Genomic DNA, 17,941 nt, shown 5'->3' with positions numbered 1-17,941 from the left:
GGCCAGCTCTGCCCCAGCCTCTGAGTTTAAGATGGCTCACCGGTCGGGCGAAATGCCAGTGCGGGGTTAATCAGATACGCAAAAATAAAACCGATACCAGCGGCGATAAAAAATGCCGGAGCATCCAAGCCTCCGTGCGTAACACCGACAATAAAATAGTAAGCCAGCGCAGAAATCCCTGCGCTGATCAGCGCGGCAATGCCAAAAAATAACGTATTCACATATTTTCCCAGCGCCAGATGGATGCTCTGCATGGGCATGGTCACACCGCGTGATAGCAGTGCCAGCATTGCTGGTGCGATTAAACCGAATGCCACACCCGGCCATGGGCTTTGCATCGCAGCGCTATGGCTTAGCTCGCTGTGAAAGAACAGTATGCCCTGAATGAGCCCGCACAGAGTACCAAGTCCGAGGCCAATCCAGTCGCTGATTAATAAAGCAGGTGAATTTTTCATTGTCCTGTTTTCCTGTTTCTGTGTGCAGCACGTGTGGCGTACTGAAAGACAGTGTTAATTGTTTTTCGATTGAGACACCCCAAGAGAGGTCTAAGCAGCGAAGCGGCTGATCAATATGCGCTTGTTATGTGTCTTATACTTGTCGACCATACATATTTTGTTTGGTAAGTTCATTTACTTTGCGCAATAGGTCTTCTAACTCGAAGTATGCCGGAGCGCAATCTTGTTTTCTGCATGCCATATCCATACATTGTGATCTGAGTGCCGCTGAAACCTTTTTTAGAGATTCTACTACCGCCGAGTTATTTGGCTCTCGGTCCAGGGTCGCCTTTCCTACGGAGTAAGCTTGCTCGTATTTCATTTCCTTTAGCAGAATTCCTATTTCTTCTTCATATGTGCTCACAGCGCCCCCCTGAGCGATTGACGCGTAACGCCGCCATATGAGGCGCAATAAAGCTTGGCTAAGAGTAGCGACGAAGGAGCGCAGCCAAGCTTTTTGCGTCCTTCCATAATGGCATTGTTAGCTATTTTTGGACACGGCACTTGGTGTACTGAAGTGGCCGTCCGTTTTATTTTTGGTTGAACTCGTCGCACCCCACCCAAGCGGGGGGACGGTATGCTCTTGCTAGGTATTTACTTCCTCTCCGGAGACAAATATATATAGCATTAACAAGATTGCAGGAAAGCAAAGTAACACCCCAAATCCAGCGGTAAGAATTACCGCTGCAATGCCACATATGGAACCAAACACCTTAACCTTCAATGGCACTGGCTTGTTTTCGACCCACTTAAAAGCAATATCGAAATAAAAAAACCACGCTAAAGGAATTACCACCAGAACCAATAACGAATAACCCAGTTTTCCGAATTTGTATTCACCTGAAATAACATAGTGAAATATTTCGAGAGCCAGCCCACCTGACATGATCAAACCTAGAGAGGATAATATTGTAGATATTGTGAAAATGCTTTTCCGTTTTTTCATACTATCCCCTAATTAAGCAATCAGTTTAGTAGTGGATTCTTTTTCGGTCGCCTAGCGTTAAACCGAAAAAAATCTACGGTCAGGACACCCACGCTAACACAGTTTGTGACTTACTTGGTATCATCATCGATCTCTATAGAGTGCTAACGCTCACATAAACCGCGCTTGATCTGCTACCACTTTCGTGGACAAACATTATTGAGACACCCTCGCTAACACATTCTTCCGATTGAGCAATCTCTGGATGCTAACTAACCTGAAGGTTCAGCCATCAGTCAGAGCCGGATTATGCCTAAGCCCAGAGAGCAGCAAGTATCCATCGAAGAAACACCTTATTACCACTGCGTTTCACGCTGTGTACGCCGGGCATTTTTGTGCGGCACGGATTCATCGACCGGGGAATGCTACGAACATCGTCGCGGCTGGCTTGAGAATAGGCTCTTAGAACTTCCTCATATTTTCGCTATTCAGATTGCCGCCTACGCCATTATGAGTAACCACTACCATGTGGTGCTGTATGTGGATGCTGAAGCAAGCAAAAGATGGACTGATGAGGATGTCATAGAGCGCTGGCATTCATTATTCAAAGGCAACCTTCTGTCTCAGCGCTTTATACGCGGTGATGAACTGACTAAAGCTGATCTTGCCCGCTTGCATATATACATCACGGAATGGCGCTCGCGGCTCACTGACATTAGCTGGTTTATGCGGGTGCTGAACGAGTCGATTGCCCGGGAAGCCAATCAGGAAGATGACTGCACCGGGCGCTTCTGGGAAGGTCGATTTAAATCTCAGGCGCTGCTGGACGAAGCAGCACTGGCTGCCTGTATGGCATATGTCGATTTAAATCCGGTTCGGGCAAGAATGGCAAAAACACCGGAAGCATCGGAACACACTTCAATTAAAGCCAGAGCAGACAAAGCGAAAGCAGTACAAGCCCCCAACCATCTTTACCAACAGCCAAAAGAGCTGCTGCCGTTTGCCGGAAACCCGCGTCAGAACATGCCCAAAGGCATTGCTATGAAACTTACGGACTACCTTGAGCTGGTGGATGCAACAGGGCGCATCATTCGGGATGATAAACGAGGCTCTATACCAGAACGCTCAGCAAAAATTCTCGACCGACTTGGCCTGGACGAAGAACGCTGGTTAGCCATGACCCAGCACTTTGAAAAGAGCTTCGGCACGTTCGCTGGTAATGAAGTCAAACTACGCTCTATCTGCGAGCGACTGAACTACCAAAGGCCGCCAGGATTAAATCGCTGCAAAACAGCCTTCGGCTAGCCCATCAATATCGTTTAACTTCACATAACCAGATCATCTGGTGCTTTTGCTTACCCGGCATTCACACATCAGCCTTTTTATATAAGCCGTTTTTATTATCTTGCTGAATCTTAACGAAACCGATCACCATCAGTTTTTTTGGACGCGCCATTTAGAGTGTTGAAGTAGCTCTTTCTAACATGGCTGTCCTTTTTGTACCAAATGCCAGTGCGGGGTTAATCAGATACGCAAAAATAAAACCGATACCAGCGGCGATAAAAAATGCCGGAGCATCCAAGCCTCCGTGCGTAACACCGACAATAAAATAGTAAGCCAGCGCAGAAATCCCTGCGCTGATCAGCGCGGCAATAGCAAAAAATAACGTATTCACATATTTTCCCAGCGCCAGATGGATACTCTGCATGGGCATGGTCACACCGCGTGATAGCAGTGCCAGCATTGCTGGTGCGATTAAACCGAATGCCACACCCGGCCATGGGCTTTGCATCGCAGCGCTATGGCTTAGCTCGCTGTGAAAGAACAGTATGCCCTGAATGAGCCCGCACAGAGTACCAAGTCCGAGGCCAATCCAGTCGCTGATTAATAAAGCAGGTGAATTTTTCATTGTCCTGTTTTCCTGTTTCTGTGTGCAGCACGTGTGGCGTACTGAAAGACAGTGTTAATTGTTTTTCGATTGAGACACCCCAAGAGAGGTCTAAGCAGCGAAGCGGCTGATCAATATGCGCTTGTTATGTGTTTTATACTTGACGACCATACATGTCTTGTTTGGTAAGTTCATTTACTTTGCGTAATAGGTCTTCTAACTCGAAGTATGCTGGAGTGCAATCTTGTTTTCTGCATGCCATATCCATACATTGTGACCTGAGTGCCGCTGAAACCTTTTTTAGAGATTCTACTACCGCCGAGTTATTTGGCTCTCGGTCCAGGGTCGCCTTTCCTACGGAGTAAGCTTGCTCGTATTTCATTTCCTTTAGCAGAATTCCTATTTCTTCTTCATATGTGCTCACAGCGCCCCCCTGAGCGATTGACGCGTAACGCCCAAAGCAGCGGCCGAGCGTAGCGAGGTCCAGCCCCGAAGGGGCGATACTGCCTTTGCTTGTTAGGTTGTTTTTACGCATTTAAACCTTCATGCCAACATAGCCATTTTGAAAAACTAAGCAATCGTGAAAACCCGCTAGCTTCAAGCCAAGAATGGCTTGATTTTACATGATTAAATAATTTCAGCTCAAAAACCTCGGACCATTCAACTCCAGATGACTGAGACCACAAGTAATCTTCGGTTGTTTTGACAGCCGCCGACAACTCGCTCTCTATAATTTTTTGAGTCTCAACATCATATCTTTTTACCAAATATTCGATAAGACGAGAATGATTCGGGAAGGTCACAATATATTCTTCAAGAGCTTCGTTAAATTCTCTAGGACTTGGATTCATTTGCAACCTAACGCCCCTAAGCAGAGGCAAATTTGTTTTTAGCTCGCAGCGCGTTAATTTGTCCTGCCAGTTCGCTGGCGAACTGACTTAGTTTGTTAGGTTGTAGGAAGTACAGGCCACTTAACCTTTCGCCTCACGGTTAGACCATGCTTTTTAGCAATTTTTTCTAGTAATGAAGCTGGTCCAACTAAAACACCTTCATCCCAGTTATCCCACTCAAATTTTAATTTTCTACCACGCTTTTTTAAAATTAGCCTTCCATAATCTATCCAAGCATCGATACCATCATACACATAGGCTTTCTTCCAGCCTGTATCTAACTGCTCTTCCATTATCGTATTAAATGTCTTTGTCTCAATATCTTGAATTATGGCTAGATTGAAAACCTTTAACCGCAAATCAATCATTGCTCTGACGAATTTGACAACTAATTTCATATGCAACCTAACGCCCGCAACACCGGTGGCAAAAGCGGAGCGGCTTTGTGCTAAAATTTGCGCAGCAAATACACAAAGGCGCGTAGCTTTTGACATCCGCGTGCTTGTGCTTGTTATGCCTGAACATTGAGCGACATTAGCTTGGCATTTGTGCCGTAGCTTGAACAAATAGATGCATTATGAACCTCTCGGAAGCCAAACTTGGACCAATAACCCCCTGATCCTTGAACGGCGACAAGAAGTACACGATTGAATTGCCTCAATTTAGCTACTTCTATGAGCTTACTTGACAGTTGCTTCCCAATACCTGACTCCCTTGCATTATTACTTACCGCCAAATCGTGAAGATATAAGGTATCACCAGCAGACTTACGAGGAAGCTCTTCAAATAATTTAGGTGGCTCATCGGAATTCCAAGGGTGAGCGAGCAAGTACCCTAAAATCTCATTGCTGCTGGATTGAAACACAAAGCAGGTTTCAGGCGATGCTTTCCATTTGCTTTTAAGTACATCGACTTCCTCTGGTGGAACTCCTGTATATGCTTCCTCTTGCACCTTAAGGATTCCTTGCCATGACTTTTCTGATATTTCGACTATAGACATTACTTTATTCCAAGGATGGCATAACGCCCGGCTTTGTGGCGCGCGTCTTTTGCGCGTCCCGCCGCGTATTTCAGCGGCAAACAACAGCCGCTTGTTAAATGTTGGACTAGCATTTTGCCGCCACCATTGCTCCATTAACATCGTCTACGTACTCTTCTAGCCAATTCTTGGGGTCCCCTAGAAAGCTGTATTGAAGAGACGGATATGCTTTTTCATACTTATCTGTGAGTGGGTTCTTAAACCACACATTTACTTCGGGCATTGGCCACTTGCTTGATATTTCTAAGATCTCGTTACCCGCAGCTATTTCAGCATCGAGAATTTCTTTTAGTGGGCCTTTGAGCCTGGAAAGAACCTCTTTGCAATCGTATTCGTAGATCATAGACATTTAACGCTCCGCTAAAGGGAGAGCGAAGCGAGTCCTAGTGAAGGCCACGCTTTTTGTGGCCGAAGCGCCTTTGAGCGGCTTGTTGTACGGTTTCAAATTTAATCCCATATCTTCGTATACATCTTTCCTAGAATCATTGGAAGAAGGAACAAGTGCGGTGCAAATATCAGAACAAGCACTACGGCAACGACTGATCCAAATAGGAATCCAAACCATAAGACGAATCCGCCGATGATCAATGCGGTGACTATGAGATTCCAGGTCAGTCTAAATGGAAACCATAAAATATTTTCCCACAGCACCTTGAACGTCCTCTAATCCGTACAACGCTTTGCACACCGGACGAAATAAGCGTAGCTTATTGAGGTCCGAGCCGCATAGCGGCTAAAGTGCTGCAACTTGTTAAATGCCGAATGCACTTAGGTCGATAGGTGACCAGCAGCGTAGCCGACTCCAGTAGCCCAGGTTGTTTCGAACACTGAACTGAAAAGAATACGAGCACGAGCTTTTAATGTTTTTACCATAGACACCTCCTCATCGTTGTCTGCCGTGGTTGATAGAACCAGTTGGATACTTACGTACCGAATAAGCACAAAAATAAGGGCTACGGAGCCAACAAACGCCCAAGGAATCGAACCTTGGCCTATCTCCCCTATCAGCCTAAATACACTCAGCGTTAAGTTATTTTACAACCACATATCGTGATAAATTACGACCTTTGTTGATCTCTGTACCATAGGTTTCAGGAATGCCTGCTAGCCTTGCAATTTCTTTTGGAGAGCAATCACACTCTGAAATTTCTTTGGCATATTTCACACCAAATAGGTGAACCATTGTCGCAGTTTCACCTTTCTTTGAATTGAAATACATTTCTTTCAATTTGTCAGATAAATCTTTCTCATCCACTTGGAACCTCCTTGAGGCTTTTAACGCCCGGCTCACGCGCCGGTTTGTAGCTGCGAAGCAGCGGAAAACCGGTCGCCGTGCAGCCGATTGTTAGAACGTAGTAACTTGGCACTCATATGTGGCTGTTTATTTTTCAGCCAACGCAAAACCGGCATTGGCCGGCGCAACCACTGAGACAAATATAAAAGGTTCTGGGCCAGAGTTCATTGCACCATGTACTTGCCCAGGTTTTGCGATGGCAATATCTCCAGCTTTAATATGAGTGGCTACGCCGTCACCTTGATAGTACTCGGCTTCTCCTGAGATAACCGTCCAAGTATCTTGGCCGTGAGGATGGACATGGGCAGCTATTTCCTGCCCAGGGTGGGCGTGCCAAACAACAATGACGGAGTCGTTGGTTTCCAGAACAACCGAACGAATCGGTTCGCCGTTAGACGGACGGACATATTCATCCACCGAAAAAATCCGCGATTCCGTTTCTGCTTTCATGTTCACACCTCATTTAAAACTGATTGGACACGTACTAAAAACGCAACTGCGCCTGGACGTTCTAACGCCTGCATTTGCGGTTTGGGTGAATTGGCGACTGTTTTGCGTTTTTTTGCAAAACGGGTGACAGTTTACCCAAATCCGGCAAGATGCACTTGTTAGGCTGTAGCTATCATTTTGGCGCCGGCGACGACAAGAACTAATGCCAGCAGACGCTGAATGGTTGGGTTACCTAAACGTTTACTACCGTACTCAGCACCTAGATACCCCCCTACTAGTACCATTACTCCCCACAGAGGTAGTGCCGAATGAAATGTGGTTGATACTGACATTACACCTAGAAGACCTGCAATGGAATTAACTAAGATAAATGCAGAAGCTACACCAGAAATTACTTTAATTGGCGCCCAACGGAGAAACAACAAAAGTGGGCTAAGAAAAATCCCGCCACCCACACCAGTAAGCCCAGATAAGAACCCTAGTGAGGCGCCACCAAATAATAAGAAAACGATTGATGGTTCTTGCACATTATAGTTTGATGCGTTACTTGCTGTGTTAAAAGAACGCCATGCCGCGTAAATAAGAACAATACCAACAACTGGTTTATAGATATTTGCTGGCAAAGAAAGAGTGCCGCCAATATATGCTAACGGTATTGCAGATACGGCAAGAGGTAAAAATATTTTCCAAGAGAATGAGCCGACACGATAGAATTTATAAGTCGCGATTAAGGCAACAATTATATTTAGGGTTAATGCAGTGGGCTTCATGATTTCTGGTGAAACATTAACCAAAGCCATTGCGGCAAGATAACCTGATGCGCCCCCATGACCCACGGAAGAGTAAAGCAGAGCAGCAAATAATAATAAACCTGCAAGAATTAAGCTTTCTAAATCAAAGTGCATACTTTACCTTATAGCCTAACAGTTTATTCGTGAGCGTGCGCATTTTGACGCTCCGCTTCCTTTCGATGTTTCGAGCATAACTCCCTGTCACCACTATGAAAAGTTCCTGAGGCGACGCCTTTTGCCAGTGTGAAAGTATGCGTGCGCGTTTACACACCTGCGTCGTCTTTACATTTGGCCTGTTATCACGCCTCAGTCCATCATAACTTACTGATTTATATGTCTTATTCCTTGCTGATGGATTGCAAAGCGAGCCACGGCGCAAGTCTGATGTCATGTAAACGCGCACTGATTTTCCAAACTACCGAAATATACTGATTATGCGTACAGTGTTTTTTCATAAGAAAGATCGGTATAGGAAGCAGTCCATTTCTCAATGAAGTATGTGCATTAATCAGGCTCAGAGGAATGAGCCTGCGTACAGAGAAAACATATATCTACTGGATCAGAAGTTTTAGTCACTACAACAATCATCGCCGCCCTCGGGATATGGGCTCTGATGAGGTTATGAGGTACTGGTTTCGACGGGGAAGGTCTGGCAGATAGCTGGCTTGCGAATCGGTCAGCAGTCTCCGCCGCCACCGCCACCACCGCCACAACCATCGCCGCCGCTATCGCCAAAGAACGGCGTACTATCGCCGCTGGCGGATCTGCCGGAAGCGGAAGCACTCTTGGCTGCCAGCCAGGCGAGCATCAGAAAGGCAAATACTGCAATGCCGATGGGGGCGAGCAGATTGAACACAACGTTGTCCGAATGGATGTCCATGATGTACAGCGATGTCGCCAGTCCTGCGGCGTAGATCAGAAAGAATTTCATGGTTTACGGTAGCCTCCTTGCTTCCGCGGATTGTCGGTATCTGGCGCGCCATTGCTTAAAACAATAACGCTGGGAGTGTATCGGGTTTTTCTTTGCAGAATAGTCGCTGCGCCGATCAACCCAGTGCCAGAACCGTCCCTTGCAGGACGAGCCAGCCGAATATACCGGCGATGACGTCGTCAATCATAATGCCGAAACCACCATGGACTTTGGCGTCCAGCCATTTAATTGGCCAGGGTTTGAGAATGTCGAAAAAGCGGAACAGTACAAAGCCATACAGCAACCAGCCGAGGTCGGTCATCAGTTCGCCGCTGTTTGGCAGCCACAACAGGGTAATCCATACGCCAATCCATTCATCCCATACAATGCCGCCGTGGTCGTGCACACCAAGATCACGCGAGGTGATTTCGCATAACACTACGCCCAGTGCGAAGCCGGCGATCAGTACGCCGATATACGGCAGGGTGGGTACGCCCTGTAATAAAAACCACCAGAAAGGCAGGGCAGCGAGGGTGCCGAAGGTGCCGGGTGCTTTGGCAGCCGTGCCGGAACCAAGGCCAAAGGCGAGCAGGTGAATCGGATTTTTTAAATCGGGTTTTGGCAGTTTACTCACGGTGTTTCCAGCGCTTCGGCAATGGGTGCGGAAGCGGATGATAACAGCCGGGCCGGATTAATTTCCATGATGGTGACTTCGCTGCCGGCAATCGCAATGCCTTTCAGCCAGCGCCGGCCAAAGTGTGGCAGGTAATCAGTCATGGTGTCTTCCTGACCCTGACCGCAGCTGAATACTTCGCCTACGTCGTCGACTTTAAGGCCGATAATCTGCCCTTCTTTTACCTGCACCATAATTACCGTGGGGCGGGTTTTATTGGCCACCAGGTCGCGTGCTTCGTGAAACAGCGCCAGCAGACGGGCAAGGGTGGAGTGTTCGTGTTCGTGCAGAATATGCAGTGCTTCTTCCTGCTGCTCTTCATCGCGCAGAGTCAGCAGTTCACCGGCCAGCGCATGCAGGCGGCGGTGGGGTTGGTCAAAGCGACTTAGCAGGTGTGCCAGTTGCGGGTCATCGGCTTTGTAGCTTTTGTACCAGCTGCCAAAGGCGCACAGGTCGGGGTCGCGCTGTTTATCAAACGGGGTGTTTCTCTGCAGGGATTCACGCAGCGCGTTGAGCCAGTTGAGGTGATCCTGCTCACGCTCCTGCAGCAGCTGAATGAGGTTGCGGTTTTTGGTGCGCTCGGATGGCTGATTGAGCAGACGCGCCAGCGACAGAATCACACAGGCCTGGCCGTCGTAATCCACCATGTCGAATGTCTGACTGTTGCCGGTAGCGACATTGGTTGGTGTCAGTGCATTTTCGGCGGCGATAAAGCGCACGCAGTCGATGGGCAGGGCGAAATGCTGCTGCTGGTGACGGAAGCTGAGGTAATCCATGCGACACCCATTCAGAATCAGGAGCTTTCAGTATAGAAGAGCATTCCGCATCCGGGGCTTAAAGGGTGTCGATGGGGTCGATATCCAGATTCCAGCGCACTTTATGCAGGCCTTTATGGCTTTCCAGAAACTGCACCAGCACATGCGCCAGCTGGTGCAGTGCCTTGCGCTCGTTGGCATACAGTTGCAGCTGGAAACGGAAGCGACCGGCGCGGCGTTCCATAATGGCAGGGAAGGGCCCGAGTAAGGTGACCGGCGCCTGGCGACTGTTGGGGTGCTGCTGGTGCAGCCAGTTCTGCATAAATGCGCGGGCTTCCTGCAGCAGTTGCTGAGCCTGGATGCGGTCTTCGCATTCGCTGCGCAGCAATGCCATATGGCTGTAGGGCGGCAGAATCTGGTGCTGGCGTTCCTGCAGCAGTGACAGCGCCAGCGCATGGTAGCCGCTGTCGAGCAGCAGGTTCAGTTGCGGGTGATCGGCGTACAGGGTCTGAATCCACACCTCGCCGGGGGAGTCTTCACGCCCGGCGCGGCCTGCCACCTGGCAGATAAGCTGGGCGCTGTGCTCCATGCCGCGGAAGTCGGAACTGAACAGTCCGGCATCGGCGTCGAGAATCACCACCATGGTCACATCGGGAAAGTGGTGACCTTTGGCCAGCATCTGGGTGCCGACCAGAATGCATGAGCCGTCATCGTGGATGTCGTCGTACAGCTCATCAAACGCCTGCTTATTGCGCACGGTGTCACGGTCGACGCGGCGGATGGTGGTGGCGGGAAACAGTCCGGCCAGTTGTTCTTCAATACGCTCGGTCCCCTGTCCTATACCCTCCACGTGGGAGCCGCCACATTGCGGGCAGATGGCGGGAATACCCTGCTGGAAATCACAGTGATGGCAGTGCAGGTGCGGTGGCATACGGTGCAGGGTCATGCGTGCATCGCAGCGGCGGCACTCGGCCATCCAGCCGCAGTCGCGACAGGCCAGGAGCGGCGCAAAACCACGGCGGTTAATAAACACCAGCACCTGTTTATTGTTATCCAGATGCTGCTGCATTTTGGCCAGCACCGGCTGAGCGAAACCGGCGGTTAACGACTGATGCAGAATGCTGTGCAGTTTCATGCCTGGCGGGCGGGCGTTACCGGCGCGCTGGGTCAGTTTGACGTGCAGGTACTTGCCGCTGAGGGCGTTATGCAGGGTTTCCAGTGATGGTGTGGCCGAGCCCAGCACAATCGGTACGCCGGCTTTGTGGGCGCGTACTAAGGCAAAATCGCGCGCGGAATAGCGCAGGCCGTCCTGTTGTTTGAACGAACCATCGTGTTCTTCGTCGATGATGATCAGGCCCAGATCGGGCAAGGGGGTAAACACTGCCGAACGGGTGCCGATCAGAATGCGTGCGCCGCCTTCCCGTGCCTGACGCCAGCCTTGCAGACGTTCGCGATCATTCAGGCCGGAGTGCAGTAACGCCACCGGCACCGAAAAGCGTGCCTGAAAGCGGCGCACGGTTTGTGGTGTTAAGCCAATTTCCGGTACCAGCACCAGTGCCTGTTTACCCTGCTGAATGGCTTCTTCTATTAGGCGCAGGTACACCTCGGTTTTACCCGAACCGGTAACGCCTTCCAGCAGGCAGGCGCGGAAGTGACCCAGCTCAGCGCTCAGTGTTTTCAGTGCGCTCTGTTGCTGTGGGTTCAGGGTATGAAACTGCTGACGTTCCAGCATCAGCGGCGGCAGTGGCAGTTGCTGGCTTTCACTGATAACACCGGCATCCTGCAGACGGCGCAGCTGCGCCAGACTGAAGCCCTGAGCAGTCAGGGCGCTGTGCGGCCAGCGTGGCTGGTCACTGAAGAGTTGCAGCAAGGCCTGCTGTTTGGCACCACGCAGTGGGCTGGCGGGTTCATTGCCGGTTGCCTGCCACACCAGCTCATCGGCTTCGCTCAGTGCGCAGCCGCGGCGTAGCATGGTGGGAATCATATGCTCCAGCACTTCGCCCAGACTGTGGTGGTAGTAGTCTGCCAGCCAGCGGCACAGCGCCAGGCCGTTGTCGTCAATCAGCGGTTCGTCGTCCAGCCGTTCGAGCAGCGGACGTAACTTATTCTGCGGCACCTCGCTGTGCTGACGGGTACCGGTAACGATGCCCATAAGCAGCTGGCGGCCAAATTCAACGCGTACGCGCTGACCGGGCCGGTAGGCGGATTCGGGCTCATCAGCCAGCGGTAAATAGTCAAATACGCGGCGTAAGGGCAGTGGCAGAGCGGTTTCAACAACAAAAAAGGACATGAAAAGACTTGCTGCGTGGGTCGGCTCTGGTATTATGCGCGTCCTTATTGCCCATGCAAGGGTGCGGGATGCATTGAGTTTCCCGGTTTTTTGTTAATCCAGTAGCGCGGTACCTGCGGATGTCCCTCAGGCAGCGGCGTGAAGACCATGAGGTGACCCCATGAAACAAGGTATTCATCCAGAATACGCTGAGCTGGAAGCAACCTGCTCCTGCGGCAACGTAATCAAGACCAAATCCACTAAGCCAGGCGCTATCTACCTGGACGTGTGCTCCGCTTGCCACCCGTTCTACACTGGTAAGCAGAAAGTTGTTGATACCGGTGGCCGTATCGACCGCTTCAACAAGCGTTTCGGTGCTTTCAAGAAGTAATAGCCCGAACCGTTCGAAAAAAACCCGCCGAGTGCGGGTTTTTTTATGTTTGCTGTTTGATGTTGGAAGCCGGAAGCCGGAAGTCGGAAGTCGGAAGTCGGAAGTCGGAAGTCGGAAGTCGGAAGTCGGAAGTCGGAAGTCGGAAGTCGGAAGTCTGAAGTCTGAAGTCTGAAGTCGGAAGTCGGAAGTCGGGCATCAGGCGTCAGGCGTCAGGCGTCAGGCGTCAGGCGTCAGGCGTCAGGCGTCAGGCGTCAGAAGCCTCAAACTCGACCACAGGCCTTCCTGCGAAACCATCTCTATTGCATCTCAAACCTTTTATAGGTAAAACCTATTCCTATCTTTAAGAACTTCAATTTAACAGAGGCATCATAAGCCCCTAGTATGGTCCCTGTTTCCTAATCACTCATTCAAGCAATCAATGGAGCGATACCATGATCAATACTGAAATCAAGCCGTTTCAAGCTACTGCTTTCAAACAAGGCGAATTCGTAGAAGTTTCTGACGCTGACGTAAAAGGTAAGTGGGCTATCTTCTTCTTCTACCCAGCTGACTTCACTTTCGTATGTCCTACTGAGCTGGGCGACCTGGCTGATAAATACGAAGAACTGCAGAAACTGGGCGTAGAAGTTTACTCTGTGTCTACTGACACTCACTTCTGTCACAAAGCATGGCACGATAGCTCCGAAACTATCGGCAAGATCAACTACTACATGCTGGGCGACCAGAACGGCAACATCACTAACAACTTCGGCGTAATGCGCGAAGGTGTTGGCCTGGCAGACCGTGCTACTTTCCTGGTTGATCCAGAAGGTATCATTCAGGCAATGGAAATCACTGCTGAAGGCATCGGCCGTGACGCAGACGACCTGCTGCGTAAAGTGAAAGCTGCTCAGTACGTTGCTGCTCACCCAGGTGAAGTTTGCCCGGCTAAGTGGAAAGAAGGCGAAGCGACTCTGGCTCCTTCTCTGGACCTGGTTGGCAAAATCTAAGCTTACTTCGTTTGTGGGCGAGCTGCTTTGTTGCGGTTTTCGTTCGGCCCGTCGCCTACCAATACGGTATGTCTCGGGCTCTCACGTAAACCGCGCCGCGCATTTCATCCCACAACCTGTGTAAGCACTCTGGCTTATCGGAGAGCGGATCACGCTCTTTAGGCCAGACAAAAAAGCCCCGATTTTATCGGGGCTTTTTTATTTCTGGTGCGCAATGCGCACCCTACGGGCTAAACCAAATACGCTGTTGCGTAGGGTGGGCACTGCCCACCAATATCCGGTGATTATGTGAACCGTTTCGGTACGTGGTGCGCAATGCGCACCCTACGGGCTAAACCAAATACGCTGTTGCGTAGGGTGGGCACTGCCCACCAATATCCGGTGATTATGTGAAGCGTTTCGGTACGTGGTGCGCAATGCGCACCCTACGGGCTAAACCAAATACGCTGTTGAGTAGGGTGGGCACTGCCCACCAATATCCGGTGATTATGTGAACCGTTTCTGTGTGTGGTGCGCAATGCGCACCCTGCGGGCTAAACCAAATACGCTGGTGCGTAGGGTGGGCACTGCCCACCAATATCCGATGATTATGTGAACCGTTTCTGTGTGTGGTGCGCAATGCGCACCCTGCGGGTGAAGCCAAATTCGCTATTGCGTAGGGTGGGCAATGCCCACCAGAAATTTATTCCCCTGCACTGATGTCAGGAATGATGACGTCACCTCCCCAGTCTAGTGGGTAAATACCTTCGCGAACATAGCGATGAAAGGTTGAGTAAGGCCAGTCCTTAACGGCCGTCACGATGCCGTGCTTCAACGGATTAATGTGTATGTAATTGATGTGGTTGTTTAAGTCGTTCTGATCCCGAATCCGATGCTCCCAGAATCTGCGCTGCCAAAGGCCTGATTCGTGGCGATTATTGATGCCGAGCGCTCCCATTCTGCGTGAATAGCAGGTTTTTATTTTTCCCCATCGTTTTGAGTAATCGCTATCTCCATCCGGAAGTGTCCAGATGCAGTGCAGGTGATCTGGCAGCAAAACCCAGGCGGATATTGAAAATGGCAGCGACTCTCTGATTTCTTCAATAGCAGAGCGCAAGGCCAATCTGCTTTGCTGCTCCGTTAATATGGGGCGGCGTCTACCACTGACCAGCGTGAAGAAATAGGTTCCACCTGAAACACGGCTGCGGCGGTACTCCGGCATGCATCACCTCCCTGTGATGATCTGGAACAAAGTGGTGCGCGGTGCGCACCCTACAATGATGGTACTTGCTTATGTTCTGTTATGAATCGGTCGGCAATCTTAGTTACAAGAGGTGCGCAATGCGCACCCTACGGGGGAAGTCAGGTGCGTTGGTCGATGGTGAGCAATTCCTACCCTGCGGGGAAGTCAGGTGCGTTGGTCAATGGTGAGCAATGCCTACCCTGAGGGGGAAGTCAGGTGCGTTGGTCGATGGTGCGCAATGCCTACCCTGCGGGGGGAAGTCAGGTGCCTTGGTCGATGGTGGGTAATGTGCACCCTGCAGGTGAAGCCAAATACGCTGCTGCGTAGGGTGGGCACTGCCCACCAGAATATCTGTTAGCTATTCCCTATCGCTTGGTTAGAAAAGATTGATTTAAATTATTCAGATCATCTGGCTACTATAATCAGGTACTTTGAATTTGAGCGGCGCAACTTCAAGTCTGGCGCTGAACCGATCACAAAAAGGAATCCATCATGCTTGATGCAACTATGAAACAACAGCTGGGCGCATACCTGAACAACCTGCGTAACCCTATTTCCCTGCTGGTGGCCACCGACGGTTCACCAAAGGCTAAAGAACTGGAAGAGCTGGCGACTGAAATCGCTGAGCTGAATGACAAGATCTCCCTGACCATCACGGAAGAGCCGATCAATGGTCGTGCGCCGGTGATGGCAGTTGCAAAAGAAGACAACGCTCCACGCGTATTCTTCGCTGGTATTCCTCTGGGCCACGAGTTCACCTCGCTGGTGCTGGCGCTGCTGCAGGCGGGTAGCCACCCATCGAAGGAAGATCAGGCGCTGCAGGATCAGGCCAAAGGTCTGACCCGCGAACTGAACTTTGAAGTGTATGTATCGCTGTCGTGCCACAACTGTCCGGACGTTGTGCAGTCAATCAACCTGATTGCCGCACTGAACCCGAATGTGACGGCCACCATGATTGATGGTGGTGTGTTCCAACAGGAAGTGACCGAAAAAGAAATTATGGCAGTGCCGTCGCTGTACCTGAACGGTGAACTGCTGGCTAACGGTAAGCAGACGCTGGCAGACATTCTGAACCTGGTAGACGACGATGCGGATGCCAAAGCGGCAGCCGCGATGGCTGAAAAAGAAGCCTTCGATGTGCTGGTTGTGGGCGGTGGTCCTGCTGGTGCTTCCTCGGCCATTTACGCTGCGCGTAAAGGTATCCGTACCGGTCTGATCGCCGAGCGTTTTGGTGGTCAGGTGTCTGACACCGTTGGCATCGAGAACTTTATCTCCGTGCCTTACACCGAAGGCCCTAAGCTGGTCGCGCACCTGGAAGAACACGTTAAAGAATACGACGTGGACATCATGAAAGCGCAGAAAGTTGTGGCTCTGCGTGATGGTGCCGATGGCATGAAAGAAGTGGAACTGTCTAACGGCGCAGTCCTGAAAAGTAAGACGGTAATCCTGGCGACCGGTGCGCGCTGGAGAGAAATGAACGTACCAGGCGAGAGCGAATACAAGGCGAAAGGCGTGTGTTTCTGCCCTCACTGTGATGGCCCGCTGTTCAAGGGCAAGCCTGTTGCGGTAATCGGTGGTGGTAACTCCGGTATTGAAGCTGCCATCGACCTGGCTGGTATTGTTGAGCACGTAACCGTACTGGAATTTGGTGACACCCTGCGCGCTGATGCGGTGCTGGTTAAGAAGGCAGAATCCACTGCCAACATTAAGATCATTAAAGAAGCGATGACCACTGAAGTACTGGGTGAAAACGGCAAAGTGATTGGTCTGAAATACACCGACCGCAAGACCGACGAAACCCACGTAGTGGACGTTGCCGGTATCTTCGTTCAGATCGGTCTGGTGCCAAACAGTGAGTTCCTGAAAGACACACTGGAGCTGACCAACCGCGGTGAAATCGTGGTGAATAGCCACGGTGAAACCAGCATGGCTGGTGTATTTGCTGCCGGTGACGTAACGACTGCACCGTACAAGCAGATCATTGTGTCTATGGGTTCAGGTGCCACTGCCGCACTGGGCGCATTCGATTACCTGATTCGTAACTGAGTCAGGTTTTACCCCGATCCCGCAGCACCCGGCGCTATCGCGTTTGTGCTGCACGGCTGGCCCTCCATGTCAGTCGTGTGGCACTCCGGATGGGAACAAACCGGCCCGGCGGCAATGAATGCCCCGGGCCGGTTTTCTTTTTGCAGCAACAAGCCAGAACTCGTTATCGGGAGGCTTGCTTCGGCCTGCGAATATAGTAATCTCGCGTTTTTCAACATTGAGAGTTCATGTATGCCAAAGGCCAGTGAAATCAAAAAGAACGCTGCCATCGAATACAACGGTGCTGTTTATTTTGTGAAGGACATCGAGCGTTCTGTGCCGCAGGGTCGCGCGGGTGGTTCCATCTACCGCATGCGTATGTACAACGTGGTCACTGGTGCCAAGCTGGATGAATCATTCAAAGACAGCGAAATGCTGACGCTGGCTGAAGTTATCCGTCGTCCGGTAACGCTGTCTTACATCGATGGCGATGAGTACTTCTTCATGGACTCTGAGGATTACACCTCTTACAGCCTGAACAAAGAAACCATCGCTGAGCAGGCACCCTTTATCGAAACCGATACTCAGGGTCTGCAGGCTATCGTGCTGAACGAAGCGGCTGTTGGTGTCGATCTGCCATCCACTGTGGAGCTGGTGATCACCGACACAGCACCGTCTATGAAGGGTTCTTCTGCAACTTCTCGCACCAAGCCTGCCACCATGACCACTGGTCTGGTGATTCAGGTGCCTGAACATATCTCTACCGGCGATCGCGTGAAGATCAACGTTGAAGAGTGCAAGTTCACTGGCCGCGCCTGATACCGCTGCCATTCTGGAAAGCCGGCGTCAGCCGCACTGCTGTCCCACAGTTTGGAGTGACTGGATGTCACTCCAAACTGCAGCATTCCTCAGCTGCTGTTTTTCAATCTGAAACGC

The 17,941-nt window shown here is 50.6% G+C and carries 23 protein-coding genes; 6 read left to right on the top strand and 17 right to left on the bottom strand.

Going from position 1 to position 17,941, the window contains the following annotated elements:
- Positions 1–26: 26 nt before the first annotated feature.
- From I9W95_RS03655 to I9W95_RS03645, 3 genes are all read right to left on the bottom strand, one after another.
- Positions 27–455, bottom strand: coding sequence for a hypothetical protein (locus tag I9W95_RS03655; protein WP_225671951.1), 429 nt, complete (start codon positions 453–455; stop codon positions 27–29).
- Positions 456–588: 133 nt separating this feature from the next.
- Positions 589–858 carry a hypothetical protein gene (locus tag I9W95_RS03650; protein WP_225671949.1) on the bottom strand — a complete coding sequence of 90 codons (270 nt, stop codon included), beginning with the start codon at positions 856–858 and terminating at the stop codon, positions 589–591.
- A 222-nt stretch (positions 859–1,080) separates the two neighbouring features.
- Complete coding sequence (locus I9W95_RS03645; protein ID WP_225671947.1) at positions 1,081–1,440, bottom strand: hypothetical protein; 360 nt, start codon at positions 1,438–1,440, stop codon at positions 1,081–1,083.
- Between the two features lie 288 nt (positions 1,441–1,728).
- Here I9W95_RS03645 and I9W95_RS03640 point away from each other — a divergent pair, with 288 nt between their 5' ends.
- The gene (locus I9W95_RS03640; RefSeq protein WP_225671945.1) at positions 1,729–2,724 is read left to right on the top strand and encodes a transposase; all 996 of its coding nucleotides are present in this window, start codon (positions 1,729–1,731) and stop codon (positions 2,722–2,724) included.
- Positions 2,725–2,875: 151 nt separating this feature from the next.
- Here the strand turns inward: I9W95_RS03640 and I9W95_RS03635 are convergent, their stop codons facing one another.
- The 9 genes from I9W95_RS03635 to I9W95_RS03595 all read right to left on the bottom strand — a co-directional run bounded on the left by I9W95_RS03635 (position 2,876) and on the right by I9W95_RS03595 (position 7,885).
- Positions 2,876–3,328 (bottom strand): hypothetical protein, encoded by a 453-nt coding sequence (locus tag I9W95_RS03635; RefSeq protein WP_225671943.1) that lies wholly within the window; start codon positions 3,326–3,328, stop codon positions 2,876–2,878.
- A 133-nt stretch (positions 3,329–3,461) separates the two neighbouring features.
- Positions 3,462–3,842: a hypothetical protein gene (locus I9W95_RS03630; protein ID WP_225671941.1), complete on the bottom strand. Its 381-nt coding sequence runs from the start codon at positions 3,840–3,842 to the stop codon at positions 3,462–3,464.
- Entirely contained in the window at positions 3,835–4,164 is a 330-nt protein-coding gene (locus tag I9W95_RS03625; RefSeq protein ID WP_225671939.1) for a hypothetical protein, read from the bottom strand. Before I9W95_RS03625 ends, I9W95_RS03630 begins: the two co-directional genes overlap by 8 nt.
- A gap of 89 nt (positions 4,165–4,253) precedes the next feature.
- On the bottom strand, positions 4,254–4,691 hold the full coding sequence (locus I9W95_RS03620; protein ID WP_225671937.1) for a hypothetical protein: 438 nt from the start codon (positions 4,689–4,691) through the stop codon (positions 4,254–4,256).
- A 17-nt stretch (positions 4,692–4,708) separates the two neighbouring features.
- A complete protein-coding gene (locus I9W95_RS03615; RefSeq protein ID WP_225671935.1) occupies positions 4,709–5,338 on the bottom strand; it encodes a GNAT family N-acetyltransferase in 630 nt (209 codons plus the stop codon).
- The gene (locus tag I9W95_RS03610) at positions 5,304–5,585 is read right to left on the bottom strand and encodes a hypothetical protein (RefSeq protein ID WP_225671933.1); all 282 of its coding nucleotides are present in this window, start codon (positions 5,583–5,585) and stop codon (positions 5,304–5,306) included. Before I9W95_RS03610 ends, I9W95_RS03615 begins: the two co-directional genes overlap by 35 nt.
- Before the next feature lie 681 nt (positions 5,586–6,266).
- On the bottom strand, positions 6,267–6,491 hold the full coding sequence (locus tag I9W95_RS03605; RefSeq protein WP_225671931.1) for an HTH-like domain-containing protein: 225 nt from the start codon (positions 6,489–6,491) through the stop codon (positions 6,267–6,269).
- 126 nt (positions 6,492–6,617) lie between these two features.
- Complete coding sequence (locus I9W95_RS03600) at positions 6,618–6,980, bottom strand: cupin domain-containing protein (RefSeq protein WP_065761995.1); 363 nt, start codon at positions 6,978–6,980, stop codon at positions 6,618–6,620.
- A gap of 158 nt (positions 6,981–7,138) precedes the next feature.
- The gene (locus I9W95_RS03595) at positions 7,139–7,885 is read right to left on the bottom strand and encodes a sulfite exporter TauE/SafE family protein (protein WP_225671929.1); all 747 of its coding nucleotides are present in this window, start codon (positions 7,883–7,885) and stop codon (positions 7,139–7,141) included.
- Between the two features lie 339 nt (positions 7,886–8,224).
- On the opposite strand from I9W95_RS03595, the gene I9W95_RS18580 reads away from it, so the two are divergent.
- Entirely contained in the window at positions 8,225–8,431 is a 207-nt protein-coding gene (locus tag I9W95_RS18580) for a phage integrase N-terminal SAM-like domain-containing protein (RefSeq protein WP_404818739.1), read from the top strand.
- 16 nt (positions 8,432–8,447) lie between these two features.
- Here I9W95_RS18580 and I9W95_RS03585 read toward each other — a convergent pair whose 3' ends face one another.
- From I9W95_RS03585 to I9W95_RS03570, 4 genes are all read right to left on the bottom strand, one after another.
- A complete protein-coding gene (locus I9W95_RS03585; protein ID WP_225671927.1) occupies positions 8,448–8,702 on the bottom strand; it encodes a hypothetical protein in 255 nt (84 codons plus the stop codon).
- 115 nt (positions 8,703–8,817) lie between these two features.
- Complete coding sequence (locus I9W95_RS03580) at positions 8,818–9,315, bottom strand: phosphatidylglycerophosphatase A family protein (RefSeq protein WP_404818737.1); 498 nt, start codon at positions 9,313–9,315, stop codon at positions 8,818–8,820.
- A complete protein-coding gene (locus I9W95_RS03575) occupies positions 9,312–10,130 on the bottom strand; it encodes a chemotaxis protein CheW (protein WP_225671925.1) in 819 nt (272 codons plus the stop codon). Before I9W95_RS03575 ends, I9W95_RS03580 begins: the two co-directional genes overlap by 4 nt.
- 58 nt (positions 10,131–10,188) lie before the next feature.
- Positions 10,189–12,399, bottom strand: a complete 2,211-nt coding sequence (locus I9W95_RS03570; RefSeq protein ID WP_225671922.1) for a primosomal protein N' — start codon at positions 12,397–12,399, stop codon at positions 10,189–10,191.
- A gap of 160 nt (positions 12,400–12,559) precedes the next feature.
- On the opposite strand from I9W95_RS03570, the gene rpmE reads away from it, so the two are divergent.
- Positions 12,560–12,769: a 50S ribosomal protein L31 gene (gene rpmE, locus I9W95_RS03565; protein ID WP_225671920.1), complete on the top strand. Its 210-nt coding sequence runs from the start codon at positions 12,560–12,562 to the stop codon at positions 12,767–12,769.
- A 431-nt stretch (positions 12,770–13,200) separates the two neighbouring features.
- The gene (gene ahpC, locus I9W95_RS03560) at positions 13,201–13,758 is read left to right on the top strand and encodes an alkyl hydroperoxide reductase subunit C (RefSeq protein WP_225671919.1); all 558 of its coding nucleotides are present in this window, start codon (positions 13,201–13,203) and stop codon (positions 13,756–13,758) included.
- A 682-nt stretch (positions 13,759–14,440) separates the two neighbouring features.
- On the opposite strand, the gene I9W95_RS03555 is transcribed toward ahpC, so the two are convergent.
- Positions 14,441–14,959 carry an REP-associated tyrosine transposase gene (locus tag I9W95_RS03555; RefSeq protein ID WP_225671917.1) on the bottom strand — a complete coding sequence of 173 codons (519 nt, stop codon included), beginning with the start codon at positions 14,957–14,959 and terminating at the stop codon, positions 14,441–14,443.
- A 513-nt stretch (positions 14,960–15,472) separates the two neighbouring features.
- Between I9W95_RS03555 and ahpF the strand changes: the two genes are divergently transcribed.
- Complete coding sequence (ahpF, locus tag I9W95_RS03550; RefSeq protein ID WP_225671915.1) at positions 15,473–17,026, top strand: alkyl hydroperoxide reductase subunit F; 1,554 nt, start codon at positions 15,473–15,475, stop codon at positions 17,024–17,026.
- A 231-nt stretch (positions 17,027–17,257) separates the two neighbouring features.
- On the top strand, positions 17,258–17,824 hold the full coding sequence (gene efpL / locus I9W95_RS03545) for an elongation factor P-like protein EfpL (protein WP_225671913.1): 567 nt from the start codon (positions 17,258–17,260) through the stop codon (positions 17,822–17,824).
- Positions 17,825–17,941: the final 117 nt, after the last annotated feature.

It is taken from the genome of Thalassolituus marinus (genome assembly GCF_020320395.1).
In the GTDB taxonomy this organism is placed as follows: Bacteria; Pseudomonadota; Gammaproteobacteria; order Pseudomonadales; family Oceanobacteraceae; genus Venatoribacter; species Venatoribacter marinus.
The sequence above is the reverse complement of the archived record's forward strand: the minus strand, read 5'-3'. Positions and strand labels throughout refer to the sequence as shown.

Coding starts and splice junctions, on each gene's coding strand:
- I9W95_RS03640 (WP_225671945.1), top strand. CDS start 1,729: ATGCCTAAGCCCAGAGAGCAGCAAGTATCCATCGAAGAAACACCTTAT.
- efpL (WP_225671913.1), top strand. CDS start 17,258: ATGCCAAAGGCCAGTGAAATCAAAAAGAACGCTGCCATCGAATACAAC.
- I9W95_RS03575 (WP_225671925.1), bottom strand. CDS start 10,130: ATGGATTACCTCAGCTTCCGTCACCAGCAGCAGCATTTCGCCCTGCCC.
- I9W95_RS03620 (WP_225671937.1), bottom strand. CDS start 4,691: ATGTCAAAAGCTACGCGCCTTTGTGTATTTGCTGCGCAAATTTTAGCA.
- I9W95_RS03615 (WP_225671935.1), bottom strand. CDS start 5,338: ATGTTAATGGAGCAATGGTGGCGGCAAAATGCTAGTCCAACATTTAAC.
- rpmE (WP_225671920.1), top strand. CDS start 12,560: ATGAAACAAGGTATTCATCCAGAATACGCTGAGCTGGAAGCAACCTGC.
- I9W95_RS03595 (WP_225671929.1), bottom strand. CDS start 7,885: ATGCACTTTGATTTAGAAAGCTTAATTCTTGCAGGTTTATTATTATTT.
- I9W95_RS03635 (WP_225671943.1), bottom strand. CDS start 3,328: ATGAAAAATTCACCTGCTTTATTAATCAGCGACTGGATTGGCCTCGGA.
- I9W95_RS03570 (WP_225671922.1), bottom strand. CDS start 12,399: ATGTCCTTTTTTGTTGTTGAAACCGCTCTGCCACTGCCCTTACGCCGC.
- I9W95_RS03630 (WP_225671941.1), bottom strand. CDS start 3,842: ATGCGTAAAAACAACCTAACAAGCAAAGGCAGTATCGCCCCTTCGGGG.
- ahpF (WP_225671915.1), top strand. CDS start 15,473: ATGCTTGATGCAACTATGAAACAACAGCTGGGCGCATACCTGAACAAC.
- I9W95_RS03610 (WP_225671933.1), bottom strand. CDS start 5,585: ATGTCTATGATCTACGAATACGATTGCAAAGAGGTTCTTTCCAGGCTC.
- I9W95_RS03585 (WP_225671927.1), bottom strand. CDS start 8,702: ATGAAATTCTTTCTGATCTACGCCGCAGGACTGGCGACATCGCTGTAC.
- I9W95_RS03655 (WP_225671951.1), bottom strand. CDS start 455: ATGAAAAATTCACCTGCTTTATTAATCAGCGACTGGATTGGCCTCGGA.
- I9W95_RS03555 (WP_225671917.1), bottom strand. CDS start 14,959: ATGCCGGAGTACCGCCGCAGCCGTGTTTCAGGTGGAACCTATTTCTTC.
- I9W95_RS03645 (WP_225671947.1), bottom strand. CDS start 1,440: ATGAAAAAACGGAAAAGCATTTTCACAATATCTACAATATTATCCTCT.
- ahpC (WP_225671919.1), top strand. CDS start 13,201: ATGATCAATACTGAAATCAAGCCGTTTCAAGCTACTGCTTTCAAACAA.
- I9W95_RS03600 (WP_065761995.1), bottom strand. CDS start 6,980: ATGAAAGCAGAAACGGAATCGCGGATTTTTTCGGTGGATGAATATGTC.